Origin of the sequence: Kaistia nematophila (assembly GCF_026343855.1) — a bacterium.
Lineage (GTDB): Bacteria > Pseudomonadota > Alphaproteobacteria > Rhizobiales > Kaistiaceae > Kaistia > Kaistia nematophila.
This window is the reverse complement of sequence record NZ_JAPKNK010000007.1, coordinates 125,945-141,266: the sequence shown is the minus strand read 5'-3', so window position 1 is coordinate 141,266 and position 15,322 is coordinate 125,945. Positions and strand designations below refer to the sequence as shown.

Genomic DNA, 15,322 nt, shown 5'->3' with positions numbered 1-15,322 from the left:
TCCCTAGTGATCCCATTGCGACGGGTCGGAAGGCGGATAGGGATCGAAGAAGCGGTCGTCGAAATCAATCATCCCGCGCAGACGACCCGGGATACGCGGCGACCGATCCGGAGCCGGCTCGGCAGGCCCGAGCGGGACAACCCGCGCGACCTCCGTGTCGCCGCGCATCAGCACGACATCCTCGCCCGCCAGGGCCTGGACGACCAGGCGGGAGAGGTTGGTCTTCGCCGCGTGCATCTTGACCCGTACCATCGCGGAAAACCCATCGGCCTATATCCAGCTAATGAGTTTCCGAAACGGAAGCAAGGAGACTAGAGCAGCTCGAGGATCGCGGCTGCGCCGGAGCCGGTGACGCCACCGGCTTCCTCGACGTTCAGCGTCTTGACCACGCCGTCCTCGACGATCATGGCGTAGCGCTTCGAGCGGATGCCGAGGCCATTGGCGGAGAGGTCGAACTCCAGGCCGATCGCCTTGGTGAACTCGCCGGAACCGTCGGCGAGGAACAGGACCTTATCCTCGGCGCCGGTGGCCTTGGCCCATGCGCCCATGACGAACGCGTCGTTCACGGCGATGACGGCGATGGTGTCGACGCCCTTGGCCTTGATGGCGGCGGCCTGCTCGAGATAGCCCGGCAGGTGGTTCTTGTGGCAGGTGGGCGTGAAGGCGCCGGGGACGGCGAACAGCACGACCTTCTTGCCGGCGAAGATATCGGCTTCCGTCTTTTCGACGGTGCCGTCCGGGGTCACGACCCGGAACTTCGTTGCGGGGATGCGATCGCCAACCGAGATGGTCATCTCGTGCTCCATGGATTGCGGTGGGTGGATTGGATTCGGGAGGAATGCGGCGCGGGGCAGCACTCCGGGAAGCAAGCGCGGCGACGTTACGGCTTCGCGTCGCCGGCGTCGAGCGTGAAAGTCCGGCTGGTGGCGCCGGCCTCGCCCGTGAGCGTCAGGCGGATCTCCGTGCCGGCTATGGTCCCGGCGGCCGTACGGCGGTCGACCGCGAAACGGAAGACGCGCGCCCCACCCTCGCCTTCCGCCGCCTTCGGCGGGTCGGCGAACCAGTCGCCCGGCGTCTCGACGAAGAGCGCTTCCTTGCCCGACGCGTGATAGCGCGCCTCGAACTCCGGCTTCTGGTCCGATCCGCCGCTTCGCTTCAGCGACAGCAGTTCGAGCGCGCCCGGCTTGCCCGGCCCCGGCAGCGCCGCCCGCGCAGCGGCGATCAGGGTGGAGGCCGCGCCGTCATGCCCCGCATTGCCGACATCGAGCGACGTCGTCATGTGCACGGGGATGCAGATCTCCTCGCAGATGCCGATGTCCATCTTGACGTCGAGCGTCACAGGGTCGGCCTTGTCGGCGACCGTGAAGCGGACCGGAAGCACCACACGGTCGCGATAGATGTTGGAGGCCGCGTAGCCGTCGTCGTAGCGCTCGGGCGCGGGGTATTCGACGGCCGCGGCCTCGGCATTCGTCGAAGCGGAGAAATCGAAGCGCGGCGGCACGCCGGCATCGCCCGGCGAGCGCCAATAGGTCTTCCAGCCCGGCGCGAGCTCGATCTCGATCGCCCCTTCCAGCGTTCCGTCCGCCGCCGGCGTGGCGGCGACGAGGCGCGCCCGGACCTTATCGGCGGAAACCCACGGACCGATCGCGGCGAAGGCTGGCAGGGAAAGGACGGCGGGAAGAAGGCTGAGGAAGAGGCTTCGTATGCGCATCCGCCAAAGCTAGCCGGGCTTTCGGGCGACCGCCAGATGGGTGGGGTGCGGAACGATCATTTGTTTGTGTCCCGCCCTACGAATCCCGGCCTGACCTTTTCTTTTGGAGCACCCGTGCTACGCTTTCAGCCATGGCCGAGAAACAGACCCGCATGCCGGTCGAGCCGAGCTATCTCGACGGGCAATTTTTGATCGCCATGCCCAGCATGGCGGACGGTCGGTTCGCCCGTTCCGTCGTCTATATTTGCGCCCATTCCGCCGATGGCGCGATGGGGATCGTGATCAACCAGATCGCCCCGCAGATCGACTTCGTCGACCTCCTGATCCAGCTCGACATCATTCCCGACGGCCCCGAGATCCGCCTTCCGCCCAAGGCGAACCGCATGATCGTGCAGCGCGGCGGCCCGGTCGAGACCGGACGAGGCTTCGTGCTGCACAGCGCGGATTACTTCATCGAGAATTCGACCCTGCCGATCGCCGAGAATGTGTGCCTGACGGCAACGCTCGAGATCCTGAAGGCCATCGCCTCCGGGTCCGGTCCCCGCAACGCAATGCTGGCCCTCGGCTATGCCGGCTGGGGACCCGGCCAGCTCGAGGCGGAGATCCAGCACAATGGCTGGCTGCATTGCGCCGCCCCGTCCGACCTGATCTTCGATCCGGAACTCGCGACCAAGTATGATCGCACCATGGCGCTGCTCGGGGTCGACCTCGCCATGCTCTCCGACGAGGCCGGCCACGGCTAGGGTCAGTCGCGGCGCTTCAGCACGCCGCGCGCGTAGGCGATGAAGACGCCGACGAGCGCCAGCGCCAGCCCGAACCACGTCACCACATACTGCAGGTGGTTGTTGGAGAAGGTGACGGTGGTCTCGCCGCCCTGCGGCAGGCCGCCGGGGTTCGGCGTCGCGTCCGCGTCGATCGTGTAGGGCGCGACGGATTCGACCGGCAGGCCGCTGCGCGCCGCGAACTTGTCCGGCTGGCGCGCGAACCATTGCTGGCTGGTCGGCTTGGCCGAAGCCTGGAACCTGCCCGGCGTCTCCGGCCGGCGCATCAGGCCAGTCACGGTGACACGCCCCGTCGTCAGGCCCTCAGGCCGGGTCGACGCGATTTCCTTCTCCACCGGCACGAAGCCGCGATTGACGTAGACGATCCAGCCTTCATCCGTCCTGAGCGGCGTGAACACGAACCAGCCGACCCCGCCGACCGGGCCGCGCGGCTCCATCAGCGAGCTGTAGAGATGCGCCTCGTCATCATGCAGGAATTCACCTGAAACGGTGACCGGCGTGTAGTCCGCCTCGGCAAGGTCGAGCGTCTTCCACTGCCCCGGCCCGGGTGCGGCGATCGGTGTCTCCTTCAGGCGGCGATCGACCTGGGCGATCAGCGCTTCCTTCCAGTGCAGGCGCCTGACCTGCCACATGCCGAGCGAGCACAGGATGGCGAAGACGATCGCGGTGGCGATCGCGGGCAGGATCAGCTTGCGCACGGGCGAGCGGCGGGTCGTATCAGACATGGTATCTACCGGACATGGAAAGCGCGCCGGGTCAGCCCTGTTCGAGCCGCCCCTCCTCCGCCTTGTGGCGATACTGGATCGCGATCATCAGCCCCTTCGCCGGCCGGAGCAGCCCGAGCGCCAGCGCGAAGACGAGCGGGATCCAGAGCAGCGCATGCACCCAGAAGGGCGGCTGGAAGGTGAATTCGACATAGAGCGCAAGGAAGGCGACGATGAAGCCGACGATCAGCATGATGAAGACGGCCGGGCCGTCGCCGGCGTCGCTGAACGAATAGTCGAGGCCGCAATTGCCGCAGCGCGGCGCCACCTGCAGAAAGCCGGAGAACAACCGCCCCTCGCCGCAGCGCGGACAGCGGCCATGCAGGCCGGTGCTGGCGGGCGTCAGCGGCGGATAGATCGCCTTGTCGCGATGGGATGGGCTGGGATCGGACAAGACCGGCTCCTGTTCTCGCTGGAGCCCTTGCATGTCCAGGCGGGGAACGGCTCCGGCTCCCGGTCTGATCGCGCGCACCGGCGGCGAAACGACATCCGTCTCGGCGGCGAATGCCCTCGCGGCAGGGACGCAACCCTGCCTGCAAATGAAACGGGCGGCCCGAGAGCCGCCCGTCCGTATTCCGGTTAGCCGCCGTGCATCGGCGCGCCCCAGCCGCCCCACACGTAGATCGTGAAGAACAGGAAGAGCCAGACGACGTCGACGAAGTGCCAATACCAGGCAGCCGCTTCCATGCCGAAGTGCTCCTTCGGCGTGAACTGGCCGGCAAGCGCGCGCAGCAGGCAGACGATCAGGAAGATCGTGCCGATGATCACGTGGAAGCCGTGGAAGCCCGTCGCCATGAAGAAGGTGGCGCCGTAGATGTTGCCGCCGAACGAGAAGGCCGCATGGGCATACTCGTAGGCCTGCACGCAGGAGAAGATCAGGCCGAGCACGACGGTGCAGACCAGGCCCCACTTCAGGCCTTCGCGGTCATTGTGCAGCAGGGCGTGGTGCGCCCAGGTCAGCGTCGTGCCGGAGGTCAGAAGGATCAGCGTGTTGAGCAGCGGCAGGTGCCAGGGATCGAACACCTCGATGCCCTTCGGCGGCCAATGCCCGCCGGTGAAGCTGTAGCGGGCGACGTTCTGCGCTTCGCTCGCGAACAGGCTGGCGTCGAAGAAGGCCCAGAACCAGGCCACGAAGAACATCACTTCCGAGGCGATGAACAGGATCATGCCGTAGCGCAGGTGCAGCTGCACCACGCGCGTATGATGGCCCTGCTGGCCCTCGTGGATGACGTCGGCCCACCAGGCGTACATCGTGTAGAGGACCATCAGCAGGCCAGGGACCATCCACAGCAGGGATCCGCCATGCATGTAGCTGATGCCGCCGAGCGCCAGCGCGAACGCGCCTGCCGAGGCCACGAAAGGCCACGGGCTCGGGTTGACGAGGTGATAGTCGTGTTGCTTGGCGTGGGCCTCAGCCATGGAGATGCTCCCCGGTCTTTCTCAAAGCGACTTTCCCGCGTTCGTCGCAGGGATCGCGGCGACGGGCGCCGGGGTCTGCTCCGAACTCGGGAAGAAGGTGTAGGACAGCGTGATCGTGTCGACGTTGCGCGTCTGGTAATTGTCGACGATCGCAGGGTCGATGAAGAAGGTTACCGGCATCTCGACCTTCTCGCCCGGCTTCAGCGTCTGCGACGTGAAGCAGAAGCAGGCGATCTTGTTGAAATACTGGCCCGTGATTTCCGGCGTGACGTTGAAGGTCGCCGTGCCCGTCGAGGTCCGTTCGGTACGGTTCTCGGCGAAGAACTTCACTTCGCTGATCTCGCCGATCTTGACCGTCATCTGGCGCTGCTCCGGACGGAACGCCCAGCCAATGCCGTTGGCGACGTTGCCGTCGAAGCGGACTGTGATCGTGCGGTCCAGCGCCTGCTTCGGAGCGGAATCGGCGCGAACCGGCGTGCCGCCATAGCCCGTCAGCTTGCAGAACATGCTGTAGAGCGGCACCGACGCGAACGCCGCGCCGACCATTGCCGCCACGAACACGCAGCAGGCCGCCGCCGTCAGACCGTAGGACCGCCCGCGCGGGGGATTGCTCATCTCAGGACCTCATATCGGCCGGTTGACGATGACGCCCGGCCCCATCTTGACGATGGTGACCACGTAGAACAGGGCGACCAGGGCAAACAGCACCGCGGCGATGGCGATCGAGCGGGCCCGGCGCCGACGCTTCTGTTCCTCCGTCAGACGGATACCGTCTTCTTCGTTCATGGCGATGTCCTTCATGCGACGAAGCCCAGCAAGCCAAGGCAGCGTTCGACAAGCAGCATGGCGAAGAGCAGGAAGAGATAGAGGATCGAGAAGGCGAACAGGCGCTTGGCCGGCAGCATCGACTTGTCGTCGTCGCTCATCCGATAGACGCGGAAGGCGAGGAGGGCGAAGCCGGCGCCAAGCGCCGCGGCGGCGATGCCGTAGGCGAAAGAGGCGAAGCCGAGGATCGCCGGCAGCACGCCGATCGGCGCCAACAGGATCGAGTAGATAAGGATCTGCTTGCGGGTCTCGGCCATGCCGGAGACGACGGGCATCATCGGGATGCCGGCCCGCTCGTAGTCTTCCGACTTGAAGAGCGCCAGCGCCCAGAAATGGGGCGGCGTCCACATGAAGATCATGAGAAAGAGCACGATGCTCTCGAGGCTGACGCTGCCGGTGACGGCAGCCCAGCCGACCATCGGCGGCAGTGCGCCGGCGGCGCCGCCGATCACGATGTTCTGCTGCGTCGACCGCTTCAGCCACATCGAATAGATGACGACATAGAAGAAGATGGTGAAGGCGAGCAGCGCGCCGGCGACGGCGTTGACGAACAGCGCCAGCAGCGCGACCGAGAATCCGGCGAGCGTCAGGCCAAATGCCAGCGCCTCGCCTTCGGTGATCGTGCCCTTCGGGATCGGGCGCGACTGGGTGCGCTTCATGATCCGGTCGATGTCGGCGTCGTACCACATATTGAGCGCGCCCGAGGCGCCCGCGCCGATGGCGATGCAGAGCAGCGCCGTGAAACCGAGCACCGGGTGGATGCCGCCCGGCGCAAGAACCATGCCGACCAGGGCCGTGAAGACGACGAGCGACATCACGCGCGGCTTCAGCAGCGCGAGATAGTCGGATGGGCTAGCGAGATTGCCGGCCACGGTGTCGATCCGGTTCAGGTGCACGTCGGACATTGTGTGTTCTAGCTACTCAAAAAAGGAGGGCCGGGACGCATCCCGGCCCCTGGTCGTTGCGCGGTTAGTGCTTGGTGTCACCAATGCGCGGCAGGACTTCCCACTGATGGAAGGGCGGCGGCGACGACAGCTGCCACTCGAGCGTCGTGGCACCCGAACCCCACGGATTGTTGGGAGCCGGAACCTTCTTCAGGAAGGCGTCGATGACGCCGTAGAGGAAGATCACCACGCCGGCCATCGAGATGTACGAGCCGATCGACGAGACGAAGTTCCAGCCCCAGAACGCATCCGGATAGTCGGCATAGCGGCGCGGCATGCCGTCGAGGCCGAGGAAGTGCTGCGGGAAGAACACCAGGTTCACGCCGATGAACATGACCCAGAAGTGCAGCTTGGCGACAGTCTCATTGTACATGTAGCCGAACATCTTCGGGAACCAGTAGTACCAGCCCGCGAAGATCGCGAAGACGGCGCCCAGCGACAGCACGTAGTGGAAGTGCGCCACCACGAAGTAGGTGTCGTGGAAGGAGCGGTCGAGACCGGCATTGGCCAGCATGACGCCCGTCACGCCGCCGACGGTGAACAGGAAGATGAAGCCGATCGCCCACAGCATGGGAGCCTTGAAGTCGATCGAGCCACCCCACATCGTCGCGATCCAAGAGAAGATCTTGATGCCTGTAGGCACCGCGATGACCATCGTCGCGGCGACGAAGTAGGCCTGCGTCTCGAAGGACAGGCCCGTCGTGTACATGTGGTGAGCCCACACGATGAAGCCGACGACGCCGATCGCGACCATGGCGTAGGCCATGCCGATGTAGCCGAAGATCGGCTTCTTCGAGAAGGTCGAGATGATGTGGCTGACGATGCCGAAGCCCGGCAGAATCAGAATGTACACTTCCGGGTGACCGAAGAACCAGAACAGGTGCTGGAACAGGATCGGATCACCGCCGCCTTCCGGCTTGAAGAAAGTGGTGCCGAAATTGCGGTCGGTCAGCAGCATGGTGATCGCGCCGGCGAGGACCGGGAGCGACAGCAGCAGCAGGAAGGCGGTAACGAGCACGGCCCAGGCGAACAGCGGCATCTTGTGCAGCGTCATGCCCGGAGCGCGCATGTTGAAGATCGTGGTGATGAAATTGATCGCACCGAGGATCGACGAGGCGCCCGAGATGTGCAGGGCCAGGATCGCGAAGTCGACGGCCGGACCTGCCGCGCCCTCCGGACCCGAGCCGGACAGCGGCGGATACATCGTCCAGCCACCGCCGACACCGTGCTGGCCAGCCGCGCTCGGCATGAACAGCGAGATGAGCAGCAGCAGCAGCGAGGGCGGCAGCAGCCAGAACGAGATGTTGTTCATGCGCGGGAACGCCATGTCCGGCGCGCCGATCATGATCGGCACCATCCAGTTGCCGAAGCCGCCGATCATCGCGGGCATGACCATGAAGAAGATCATGACCAGGCCGTGCGCGGTGACGAAGGTGTTGAAAACGTAGGGGTTGCCGAAGATCTGCAGACCAGGCTGCTGAAGCTCCAGACGAATGCCGACCGACAACGCACCGCCGATGATACCCGCGACGATCGCGAAGATCAGGTACATCGTGCCGATGTCTTTATGGTTGGTCGAATAGACCCAACGACGCCACCCTGTCGGGTGGTCGTGGTGTTCAGCAGCGTGTGCAGCACCCGTGGCCATGGCCTGCTCCCTTTTCGTGTCCTACGGCGTCACGGCGCTGGCGCGCCGGAGCCGATCAATTGCAATCCTGCGTGGGTAGGCTGCCCTCAGCGGGCAGCGACCTCGACAGCGGTTTCCGAGGCCTTGGCGACCTTGTCCTTCGCGACAGCCTCCGCCAGCGCCTTGTAGGCGCCCGGCAGATCGTCCTTCGCCTGGGCGACCCAGGTCTTGAACTGGTCCGGCGACACGACGCGGATGGCGATGGGCATGAAGGCGTGGTTGACGCCGCAGAGCTCGGAGCACTGGCCGTAATAGACACCCTCGCGCTCGGCGAGGAACCAGGTCTCGTTCAGGCGACCGGGAACCGCGTCGACCTTGATGCCGAACGCGGGCAGCGCGAACGAGTGGATCACGTCGGCGCCAATGACCTGCAGACGGACCACCGTGCCGACCGGAACGATCATGTCGTTGTCGACGGCGAGCAGGCGCGGCTGATTGACGGGATCGGTGCGATCCTTGTCCTCGAGCATGGTCGAGTCGAAGGCGACGCCCTCATTGTCCGGATATTCGTAGTTCCAGTACCACTGCAGGCCGGTCGCCTTGACGGTCAGCGTCTTGGCCGGGTCGTAGTCCTTGATGATGCGGCCGGGGTCTTCCTGCGCGAATAGCAGCGAGAAGGACGGAACCGAGATGCCGATCAGGATCAGGATCGGGGCGAGCGTCCACACGACCTCGATCATCGTGTTGTGCGAGGTGCGCGAGGGCACCGGGTTCGCCTTCGCATTGAAGCGGAGAACGACATAGACGAGCAGCGCCAGGACGACGAGCACGACGATCGCCATGGCGACCGTGATGCCGAAATTGAAGCTGCGGATCTTTTCCATGATCGGGGACGCAGCGGGCTGCATCCACATCGCCCAGGGGGTCGGCTGAGCGGCCTGCGCCACGCCCATCAATCCGCCCAGTGCCGCCGCAGACGCTCCACCGAGCGCCAAAAATGATCCGAGACGCGTGATCGCCTTCGTCACGTGTACACTCCCTATCCATGCCTTTACGGCATCGAAGCCGATCAGCGCAACGAAGCTCGAAAAACGGCCTCCGTTGCGCCATTTTCCACAACACTATAGGCCGAAGGCGTTTTTCTGCCATGCGGAGAGTTCGGATTCGGCCGAATATCGACCGAGACAAACCACATGCCCCTTTGCCTAGCAACGGGGGATCGTGAGATGAGATGCGGCAAATCGCGCTCGATGGGGAGTCCCGCAAGGGTTACTGCGGCGAGCGTCGTCGTGCATTGATGTACGGCAATTGTGAGAATCGAGGAGATCGCTCAGGTGAAGGTCTATCCAACTGTGCGTCTTGGCGCATTCCGGCCCCTGCGAATCGTTCTAAACGCGCTGGCCGTGGCTGCCCTGGCGGCCGCCATGCCGGGTGCGGCGTCCGCGCAGGGCGTCTCCAAGGGCATGCATGGCGACTGGGAGACGCGCTGTGACAAGCCCCCGGGCGCGCAGGGCGAAGTCTGTTCGATGATGCAGTTCGTGACGGCCGAGGACCGCGACAATGTCGGCCTCTCCGTCATCGTGCTGAAGACGGCCGACAAGAAGTCGAAGGTGATGCGTGTGCTGGCGCCGCTCGGCGTGCTGCTGCCCTCCGGCCTCGGCCTCAAGATCGACCAGAACGAGATGGGACGCGCCGGCTTCGTGCGCTGCCTGCCGGACGGCTGCCTCGCCGAGGTGATCCTCGACGACGACCTGATCGGCAAGCTGCGCAATGGAAAGACGGCTACCTTTGTCATCTTCCAGACACCGGAAGAAGGTATCGGCATCCCGATCTCGCTGAACGGCTTCGGCCAGGGCTTCGACGCCCTCCCCTGACGCGCAAAGGACGGAACCATCATGGCCCGCATCGAGACGATGGAAACGCTGCGGGCCATCTATGGAACGCCGAAGCCGCGCTCCGTCGCCAAGCAGCTCGACCACATCGACCGGCACTGCCGGTCCTTCATCGCGCTGTCGCCGTTCGTCGTCATCGCCACGCAGGGGCCGGACGGCCTCGGCGACGCGACGCCGCGCGGCGACCATCCGGGCTTTGTCGGCGTGGCCGACGAGAAGACGATCGTCATCCCCGACCGCGTCGGCAACAACCGGATCGATTCCCTCGCCAACCTGGTCGAACGGCCGGGCGTCGGCCTGCTGTTCCTGATCCCCGGCGTCGACGAGACGCTGCGCGTCAACGGCGTCGCGGCGATCGACGACGACCTCGCGCTGCGCACCGCGCACATCGCCGAAGGCAAGGTGCCGGCGACCGTGCTGGTGATCACGGTGCGCGAGGCCTACCTGCAATGCGGCAAGGCGGTGATGCGCTCGAAGCTCTGGGCCGAGGAAAGCCGGATCGACCGCGGCCTGCTGCCGACCATGGGCGAGATGCTCAAGGACCACACGCGCTCCGGCGAGCCTGCCGAAACCCAGGCCGAGATGCTCGCCCGCTACGCGACCAGCCTCTACTGAGGCTGCTTCCCAGAACTCGATCATCATCCTGAGGTGCCCGGCAAAGCCGGGCCTCGAGGGAGGGCATTGGAGTCCTGAAGGGTGCCCCTCAGGCCTCCAGCTTCACGCCGAGGCCCTGCATCGCTTCCCAGTAGGTCGGATAGGTCTTCGCGACACAGCCGGGGTCGAGGATGGTGATGCCGCCGATCTTCAGGCCGGCGAGCGCGAAGCTCATGGCGATGCGGTGATCCGAATAGGTGGTGATCTGGGTCGGCAGCGTCTGGCCGGCGAGCGAGGGATCGGAAGCGACGATCAGGTCGTCGCCCTCCTCCGTGCCGAGCCCAGGCCGGATGCGCGACAGCTCGGTCGCCACCGCCGAAACGCGGTCGCATTCCTTGACGCGCAGATTGGCGATGCCAACGAAGCGCACCGGCGTGTTGTTGAAGGCGGCGAGCACGGCGATGGTCGGAACCGCGTCCTGCATCTGCGAGCCGTCGATGACAGCCGGCAGGTTCGGGAACATGGCGATCACCTCGCGCGCCTTGGCGTCCGGCTGCGTGAACGCATCCGAAGGCACGCCGAGATCGATGCTGCCGCCGGTCAGCACTTCCGCCGCCCAGAGATAGGTGGCGGCCGAGGCGTCGGGCTCGATGACGAAGTCGGTCGCGCGGTAGCCGGTCGGCTGCACGCGCCAGCTCGCCGCGTCGATCTGCTCGACCACGCCGCCGAAGGCGCGCATCGCCGCGATCGTCAGGTCGACATAGCCGCGCGCGCCGATCTCGCTGCCGGTCAGCGCCACCTCGATCGGGCCGTTGCCGAAGGCCGCCGCCATCAGCAGCGCCGAGACATACTGGCTCGAAAGGCCGCCATCGATCTCGACGCGGCCGGTCCCGAAGGCGCCGTTGCCATGCACGGTGACGGGCGGATAGCCGCCGGTGTCGCTGGCGTCGATGCCGAGCGAGCGCAGCGCCTCGACCAGCGGGCCGATCGGCCGCTTGCGCATATGCGCGTCGCCGTCGACGACGACGGTGCCCTCGACCAGCGTCACCGCCGCCGAAAGGAAGCGCATCGCCGTGCCGGCATTGCCGAGGAACAGCGGCTCCGCGGGCGGGTTGAGGCGGCCGGTGCTGGTGACGATGAAGGTCGTGTCGTCGGGCTCGTCGACCGTGACGCCCATGGCGCGCAGGGCGCCGGCCATCAGCTTGGTGTCGAGGCTCTTCAGCGCGCCGGTCAGCCGGCTGGTGCCCTTGGCGAGCGCCGCGAGCAGCAGCGCGCGGTTGGTGATCGACTTCGACCCGGGCGGGGTGACGCGGCCGTTCAGCGGGCCGGACACCGGGATGATCGTCAATGCCTGCCTGTCCAGACCGAATGCCGTCGCCATGCTCTTTCCATCCTCCTTCGGCGGGTCGCGGCGCAGCAGACTCTTCGAAGAGCATGCCGGCCAGCGTTTTCCGTCCTGTGTTCCGTGCCGCAGCGTATGGGCCATTCGGGGGGCGGAAGGCAATGGGGGACGGCGCAAGGATGGTCCTCGACAAGCTCCCGGCGTCGGATCAATCTCCGCCCATTCCAGCAAAGGTGCATCGTCATGAAAATTTTCCCCCTCCTGATCCTGACGAGCCTCGGCCTGACGGCGGCGATTCCCGCGCACGCCGCCAGCTTCAACTGCGCCAAGGCGACCGCGCCGGACGAGATCGCCATCTGCCAGGATCCGACGCTGTCGGAACGCGATACCGAGATGGCGGCGCTCTGGTTCGCCTATAACAAGGTGCCGATGCTGATGGGCGCCAATGCCGCGCGCCGCGACGCCGCGGCGGATTTCCTCAAGCTCCGCGCCGCCTGCGGCGGCGACACCGCCTGTCTCGGCCGGGTCTACGACGCCCGCATCGCCGCGCTCAGGGCCGAGATCTCGCTGGCCATGGACGCGCTCGCCGGCCAGCAATAGGCACGGGCCCATCGGCAAGGGGGTGCGAAAGCGCTCGCGATCTCCTATTTCTGCACTTCAGATTGAATTCCGGAGCTTGCCATGGCCGATGAACATCTTTCCATTCTCGCGCGCGCCGGCCTCGACCGCGACGAGACGAGAACCGTCGTGGCCGAGGCGCTCTCCGGCGCCGACGATGGCGAGCTCTATCTCGAATACGCGCAGTCCGAGGGCCTCGTCTTCGACAATGGCCGCCTGTCGGGCGCGAGCTTCGACACGCGCCAGGGCTTCGGGCTCCGTGCCGTCGCCGGCGAAGCCGTCGGCTATGCGCATGCGGGCGAAGTCTCGCTCGACGCCATCCGCCGCGCCGGCGAGGCCGTCGCCTCGGTGAAGCGCGGCCATGCCGGCACGCTGGCCGAGCCGCCGCAGGGCACCAACCGCATCCTCTATACCGACGAGAACCCGCTCGGCAGCCCGAGCTTCGCCGAGAAGGTGAAGCTCCTGGAGGCGATCGACGCCTATGCCCGGAGCCGGGATCCGCGCGTCCGACAGGTGAGCGCCTCGCTCGCCGGCTCGTGGCAGGTGGTGGAGATCCTGCGGCCGGACGGCGTCTATCGTCGCGACGTCCGCCCGCTGGTGCGCGTCAGCGTCTCGATCATCGCCGGCGAAGGCGACCGCCAGGAACAGGGCTCCTACGGCATGGGCGGGCGCGAGGGCTTCGGCCAGTTCGTCGCCAGCGACAGCTGGCATCACGCCGTCGACGAGGCGCTGCGCCAGGCGCTGGTCAATCTGGAGGCCGTCCCCGCCCCTGCCGGCACCTTCGACGTCGTGCTCGGCCCCGGCTGGCCGGGCGTCATGCTGCATGAAGCGGTCGGCCACGGCCTCGAGGGCGATTTCAACCGTCGCGGCGAAAGCGCCTTTTCCGGCCTGATGGGCCAGCAGGTCGCCGCCCGCGGCGTCACCGTCGTCGACGACGGCTCGATCCTCGACCGGCGCGGCTCGCTCTCCTTCGACGACGAGGGCACGCCTACCCAGGCGACGACTCTGATCGAGGACGGCATCCTCGTCGGCTACATGCAGGACCGCCAGAACGCGCGGCTGATGGGGATGAAGCCGACCGGCAATGGTCGCCGGCAGTCCTATGCCCATGTGCCGATGCCGCGCATGACCAACACGATCATGAAAAGCGGCAAGGACGACCCGGCCGAGATCCTCGGCTCGGTCAAGAACGGCCTCTATATGGTCTCGTTCGGCGGCGGCCAGGTCGACATCACGAGCGGCAAGTTCGTCTTCGCCTGCACCGAGGGCTACAGAATCGAGAATGGCAAGATCGGCGTGCCGGTGAAGGGCGCCATGCTGATCGGCAACGGGCCGGACGCGATGAAGCGCGTCTCGATGGTCGGCAACGACATGGCGCTCGATCTCGGCATCGGCACCTGCGGCAAGAGCGGCCAGGGCGTGCCGGTCGGCGTCGGCCAGCCGACCATCCGCATCGACCAGATCACGGTGGGCGGCACGGCGACCTGATCGCACTCCCCCGCCTTTGTTCCGAACGCGATGCCGGCGCTCCACGCGCCGGCATTTTGCATTCTGGCGCGGACTCAGCCCGCCGCACGAGCGGGTTCGGGCTCGATCCGCGACAGCACCACGAACAGGCCGCAGGCCGCGACGGCGAAGCCGGCCATGCTGATCACCATGGCGCTGCCGCCGAGCCACGGCACCAGCGCCGCGACGATGGCGGACGAAATCGCGCCGACGGCCATCTGCGCCGAATTCAGCACGGCCGAGGCAAAGCCGGCGAGGTGCGGCATCGGCTGCAGCGCGCGGTGCGAACTGTTGGGCAGGATCAGCCCGGTGCCGAAATTACTGGCGATCAGCAGCGCCACGACCAGCCAGACGCTGAGCATCCCCGTCAGGCTGACGACCAGGAGCAGCGCGACCGCCGCCAGCATGATGGCGAAGCCCGCCGCCATCGTCCTGCCATCGCTGACGCCCCTGCCAACCAGGCGGCTGTTCGCCATCGTACCGGCCATCATGCCGAGCACGGGGATCGCGAACAGGTAGCCATAGGTCGCGGCGGAGACGCCGAGCACGTCCATGAACAGCATGGACGATCCCGAAATGAACGAGAACATCACGCCGAAGCAGAGCGCGCCGAGCGCCGAGAAGCCGAAGCCGGTCGGATGGCGCAGCACCTCGCCATAGCTGGCGAGCAGATGGCGCGGCGCCAGCGCATTCGGATTGCGCGCCCGAATGCTCTCGGCAAAGCCGAAGATGACGGCGGCGAGCAGCACGAGGCCAGCGCCCGCCATGGCGACATAGACGCTGCGCCAGCCGAAGCTGACGAGGATGATCGCGCCGAGCGTCGGCGCGATCATCGGCATCAGGCCGAGGATCAGCATCACGTAGGAGAGCTTCCGCCGCGCCTCCATGCCTTCATAGAGATCACGGACGATGGCGAGCGCCAGCACCGAGGCGGACGATGCCGCGAAGCCCTGCACCAATCGGCCGGCGAGCAGCACCGACAGCGTCGGCGTGAGCGCGCAGATGGCGGAACTCGCCAGATAGACCAGCAATCCGGCGACCAGCACCGGACGCCGGCCGAAACGTTCGGAAAGCGGGCCGTGCAGCAGCGGACCGAGCGCATAGCCGATCATGAACAGGCTGAGACTGACGGCGACCGCCGCCTGAGTCGTGCCGAGGGCCTCGGCCGTCGCGCCATAGGCCGGCAAGGCGATATCGGTCGAGATCGGCGCCATGGCGGCGAGGCCCGCCAGCAGCACCGTGAAGGCGACTGAATTCGGTTTCAGCATCAGGGTCATCCGGAACGGCCATCCGGCCGT

Annotated in this window: 18 protein-coding genes; 5 read left to right on the top strand and 13 right to left on the bottom strand. The window is 66.3% G+C overall.

The window, feature by feature from the left end; all coding sequences use genetic code 11:
• Positions 1-3: 3 nt before the first annotated feature.
• The 3 genes from OSH07_RS16735 to OSH07_RS16725 all read right to left on the bottom strand — a co-directional run bounded on the left by OSH07_RS16735 (position 4) and on the right by OSH07_RS16725 (position 1,711).
• Positions 4-252, bottom strand: coding sequence for a type II toxin-antitoxin system Phd/YefM family antitoxin (locus OSH07_RS16735; protein ID WP_266339820.1), 249 nt, complete (start codon positions 250-252; stop codon positions 4-6).
• A 59-nt stretch (positions 253-311) separates the two neighbouring features.
• Positions 312-794 (bottom strand): peroxiredoxin, encoded by a 483-nt coding sequence (locus OSH07_RS16730; RefSeq protein ID WP_266339819.1) that lies wholly within the window; start codon positions 792-794, stop codon positions 312-314.
• Between the two features lie 86 nt (positions 795-880).
• Positions 881-1,711 carry a protein-disulfide reductase DsbD domain-containing protein gene (locus OSH07_RS16725; protein ID WP_266339818.1) on the bottom strand — a complete coding sequence of 277 codons (831 nt, stop codon included), beginning with the start codon at positions 1,709-1,711 and terminating at the stop codon, positions 881-883.
• 131 nt (positions 1,712-1,842) lie between these two features.
• Here OSH07_RS16725 and OSH07_RS16720 point away from each other — a divergent pair, with 131 nt between their 5' ends.
• A complete protein-coding gene (locus OSH07_RS16720; protein ID WP_266339817.1) occupies positions 1,843-2,454 on the top strand; it encodes a YqgE/AlgH family protein in 612 nt (203 codons plus the stop codon).
• A gap of 2 nt (positions 2,455-2,456) precedes the next feature.
• On the opposite strand, the gene OSH07_RS16715 is transcribed toward OSH07_RS16720, so the two are convergent.
• The 8 genes from OSH07_RS16715 to coxB all read right to left on the bottom strand — a co-directional run bounded on the left by OSH07_RS16715 (position 2,457) and on the right by coxB (position 9,025).
• Complete coding sequence (locus tag OSH07_RS16715) at positions 2,457-3,218, bottom strand: SURF1 family protein (protein ID WP_266339816.1); 762 nt, start codon at positions 3,216-3,218, stop codon at positions 2,457-2,459.
• 31 nt (positions 3,219-3,249) lie between these two features.
• Entirely contained in the window at positions 3,250-3,684 is a 435-nt protein-coding gene (locus OSH07_RS16710; protein ID WP_266339815.1) for a DUF983 domain-containing protein, read from the bottom strand.
• 152 nt (positions 3,685-3,836) lie between these two features.
• Positions 3,837-4,676: a cytochrome c oxidase subunit 3 gene (locus tag OSH07_RS16705; protein ID WP_266339814.1), complete on the bottom strand. Its 840-nt coding sequence runs from the start codon at positions 4,674-4,676 to the stop codon at positions 3,837-3,839.
• 21 nt (positions 4,677-4,697) lie between these two features.
• Positions 4,698-5,291 (bottom strand): cytochrome c oxidase assembly protein, encoded by a 594-nt coding sequence (locus tag OSH07_RS16700; RefSeq protein ID WP_266339813.1) that lies wholly within the window; start codon positions 5,289-5,291, stop codon positions 4,698-4,700.
• 9 nt (positions 5,292-5,300) lie between these two features.
• Complete coding sequence (locus tag OSH07_RS16695; RefSeq protein ID WP_266339812.1) at positions 5,301-5,462, bottom strand: hypothetical protein; 162 nt, start codon at positions 5,460-5,462, stop codon at positions 5,301-5,303.
• An 11-nt stretch (positions 5,463-5,473) separates the two neighbouring features.
• On the bottom strand, positions 5,474-6,406 hold the full coding sequence (gene cyoE, locus OSH07_RS16690; protein WP_266339811.1) for a heme o synthase: 933 nt from the start codon (positions 6,404-6,406) through the stop codon (positions 5,474-5,476).
• 64 nt (positions 6,407-6,470) lie between these two features.
• Positions 6,471-8,093, bottom strand: coding sequence for a cytochrome c oxidase subunit I (ctaD, locus tag OSH07_RS16685; RefSeq protein ID WP_266339810.1), 1,623 nt, complete (start codon positions 8,091-8,093; stop codon positions 6,471-6,473).
• Positions 8,094-8,179: 86 nt separating this feature from the next.
• Positions 8,180-9,025, bottom strand: a complete 846-nt coding sequence (coxB, locus tag OSH07_RS16680) for a cytochrome c oxidase subunit II (protein WP_266339953.1) — start codon at positions 9,023-9,025, stop codon at positions 8,180-8,182.
• Positions 9,026-9,469: 444 nt separating this feature from the next.
• Here coxB and OSH07_RS16675 point away from each other — a divergent pair, with 444 nt between their 5' ends.
• Positions 9,470-9,946 carry an invasion associated locus B family protein gene (locus OSH07_RS16675; RefSeq protein ID WP_420909652.1) on the top strand — a complete coding sequence of 159 codons (477 nt, stop codon included), beginning with the start codon at positions 9,470-9,472 and terminating at the stop codon, positions 9,944-9,946.
• Positions 9,947-9,967: 21 nt separating this feature from the next.
• A complete protein-coding gene (locus OSH07_RS16670) occupies positions 9,968-10,579 on the top strand; it encodes a pyridoxamine 5'-phosphate oxidase family protein (protein WP_266339809.1) in 612 nt (203 codons plus the stop codon).
• A gap of 88 nt (positions 10,580-10,667) precedes the next feature.
• Here OSH07_RS16670 and OSH07_RS16665 read toward each other — a convergent pair whose 3' ends face one another.
• Positions 10,668-11,939: a 3-phosphoshikimate 1-carboxyvinyltransferase gene (locus tag OSH07_RS16665; protein WP_266339808.1), complete on the bottom strand. Its 1,272-nt coding sequence runs from the start codon at positions 11,937-11,939 to the stop codon at positions 10,668-10,670.
• Between the two features lie 204 nt (positions 11,940-12,143).
• Between OSH07_RS16665 and OSH07_RS16660 the strand changes: the two genes are divergently transcribed.
• Both OSH07_RS16660 and tldD read left to right on the top strand, forming a co-directional pair.
• Positions 12,144-12,500, top strand: a complete 357-nt coding sequence (locus OSH07_RS16660; protein WP_266339807.1) for a lysozyme inhibitor LprI family protein — start codon at positions 12,144-12,146, stop codon at positions 12,498-12,500.
• Between the two features lie 81 nt (positions 12,501-12,581).
• Positions 12,582-14,006: a metalloprotease TldD gene (gene tldD, locus OSH07_RS16655; RefSeq protein WP_266339806.1), complete on the top strand. Its 1,425-nt coding sequence runs from the start codon at positions 12,582-12,584 to the stop codon at positions 14,004-14,006.
• Positions 14,007-14,080: 74 nt separating this feature from the next.
• Here tldD and OSH07_RS16650 read toward each other — a convergent pair whose 3' ends face one another.
• Positions 14,081-15,292 (bottom strand): multidrug effflux MFS transporter, encoded by a 1,212-nt coding sequence (locus tag OSH07_RS16650; RefSeq protein ID WP_266339805.1) that lies wholly within the window; start codon positions 15,290-15,292, stop codon positions 14,081-14,083.
• Between the last annotated feature and the right edge of the window lie 30 nt (positions 15,293-15,322).

Excerpts from the sequence above, each read along its gene's own strand:
- OSH07_RS16670 (WP_266339809.1), top strand. The coding sequence starts at position 9,968 with ATGGCCCGCATCGAGACGATGGAAACGCTGCGGGCCATCTATGGAACG.
- OSH07_RS16715 (WP_266339816.1), bottom strand. The coding sequence starts at position 3,218 with ATGTCTGATACGACCCGCCGCTCGCCCGTGCGCAAGCTGATCCTGCCC.
- cyoE (WP_266339811.1), bottom strand. The coding sequence starts at position 6,406 with ATGTCCGACGTGCACCTGAACCGGATCGACACCGTGGCCGGCAATCTC.
- OSH07_RS16730 (WP_266339819.1), bottom strand. The coding sequence starts at position 794 with ATGACCATCTCGGTTGGCGATCGCATCCCCGCAACGAAGTTCCGGGTC.
- OSH07_RS16710 (WP_266339815.1), bottom strand. The coding sequence starts at position 3,684 with ATGCAAGGGCTCCAGCGAGAACAGGAGCCGGTCTTGTCCGATCCCAGC.
- OSH07_RS16705 (WP_266339814.1), bottom strand. The coding sequence starts at position 4,676 with ATGGCTGAGGCCCACGCCAAGCAACACGACTATCACCTCGTCAACCCG.
- ctaD (WP_266339810.1), bottom strand. The coding sequence starts at position 8,093 with ATGGCCACGGGTGCTGCACACGCTGCTGAACACCACGACCACCCGACA.
- OSH07_RS16720 (WP_266339817.1), top strand. The coding sequence starts at position 1,843 with ATGGCCGAGAAACAGACCCGCATGCCGGTCGAGCCGAGCTATCTCGAC.
- OSH07_RS16700 (WP_266339813.1), bottom strand. The coding sequence starts at position 5,291 with ATGAGCAATCCCCCGCGCGGGCGGTCCTACGGTCTGACGGCGGCGGCC.
- OSH07_RS16665 (WP_266339808.1), bottom strand. The coding sequence starts at position 11,939 with ATGGCGACGGCATTCGGTCTGGACAGGCAGGCATTGACGATCATCCCG.
- OSH07_RS16735 (WP_266339820.1), bottom strand. The coding sequence starts at position 252 with ATGGTACGGGTCAAGATGCACGCGGCGAAGACCAACCTCTCCCGCCTG.
- tldD (WP_266339806.1), top strand. The coding sequence starts at position 12,582 with ATGGCCGATGAACATCTTTCCATTCTCGCGCGCGCCGGCCTCGACCGC.
- OSH07_RS16650 (WP_266339805.1), bottom strand. The coding sequence starts at position 15,292 with ATGCTGAAACCGAATTCAGTCGCCTTCACGGTGCTGCTGGCGGGCCTC.
- OSH07_RS16660 (WP_266339807.1), top strand. The coding sequence starts at position 12,144 with ATGAAAATTTTCCCCCTCCTGATCCTGACGAGCCTCGGCCTGACGGCG.
- coxB (WP_266339953.1), bottom strand. The coding sequence starts at position 9,025 with ATGGGCGTGGCGCAGGCCGCTCAGCCGACCCCCTGGGCGATGTGGATG.
- OSH07_RS16725 (WP_266339818.1), bottom strand. The coding sequence starts at position 1,711 with ATGCGCATACGAAGCCTCTTCCTCAGCCTTCTTCCCGCCGTCCTTTCC.
- OSH07_RS16695 (WP_266339812.1), bottom strand. The coding sequence starts at position 5,462 with ATGAACGAAGAAGACGGTATCCGTCTGACGGAGGAACAGAAGCGTCGG.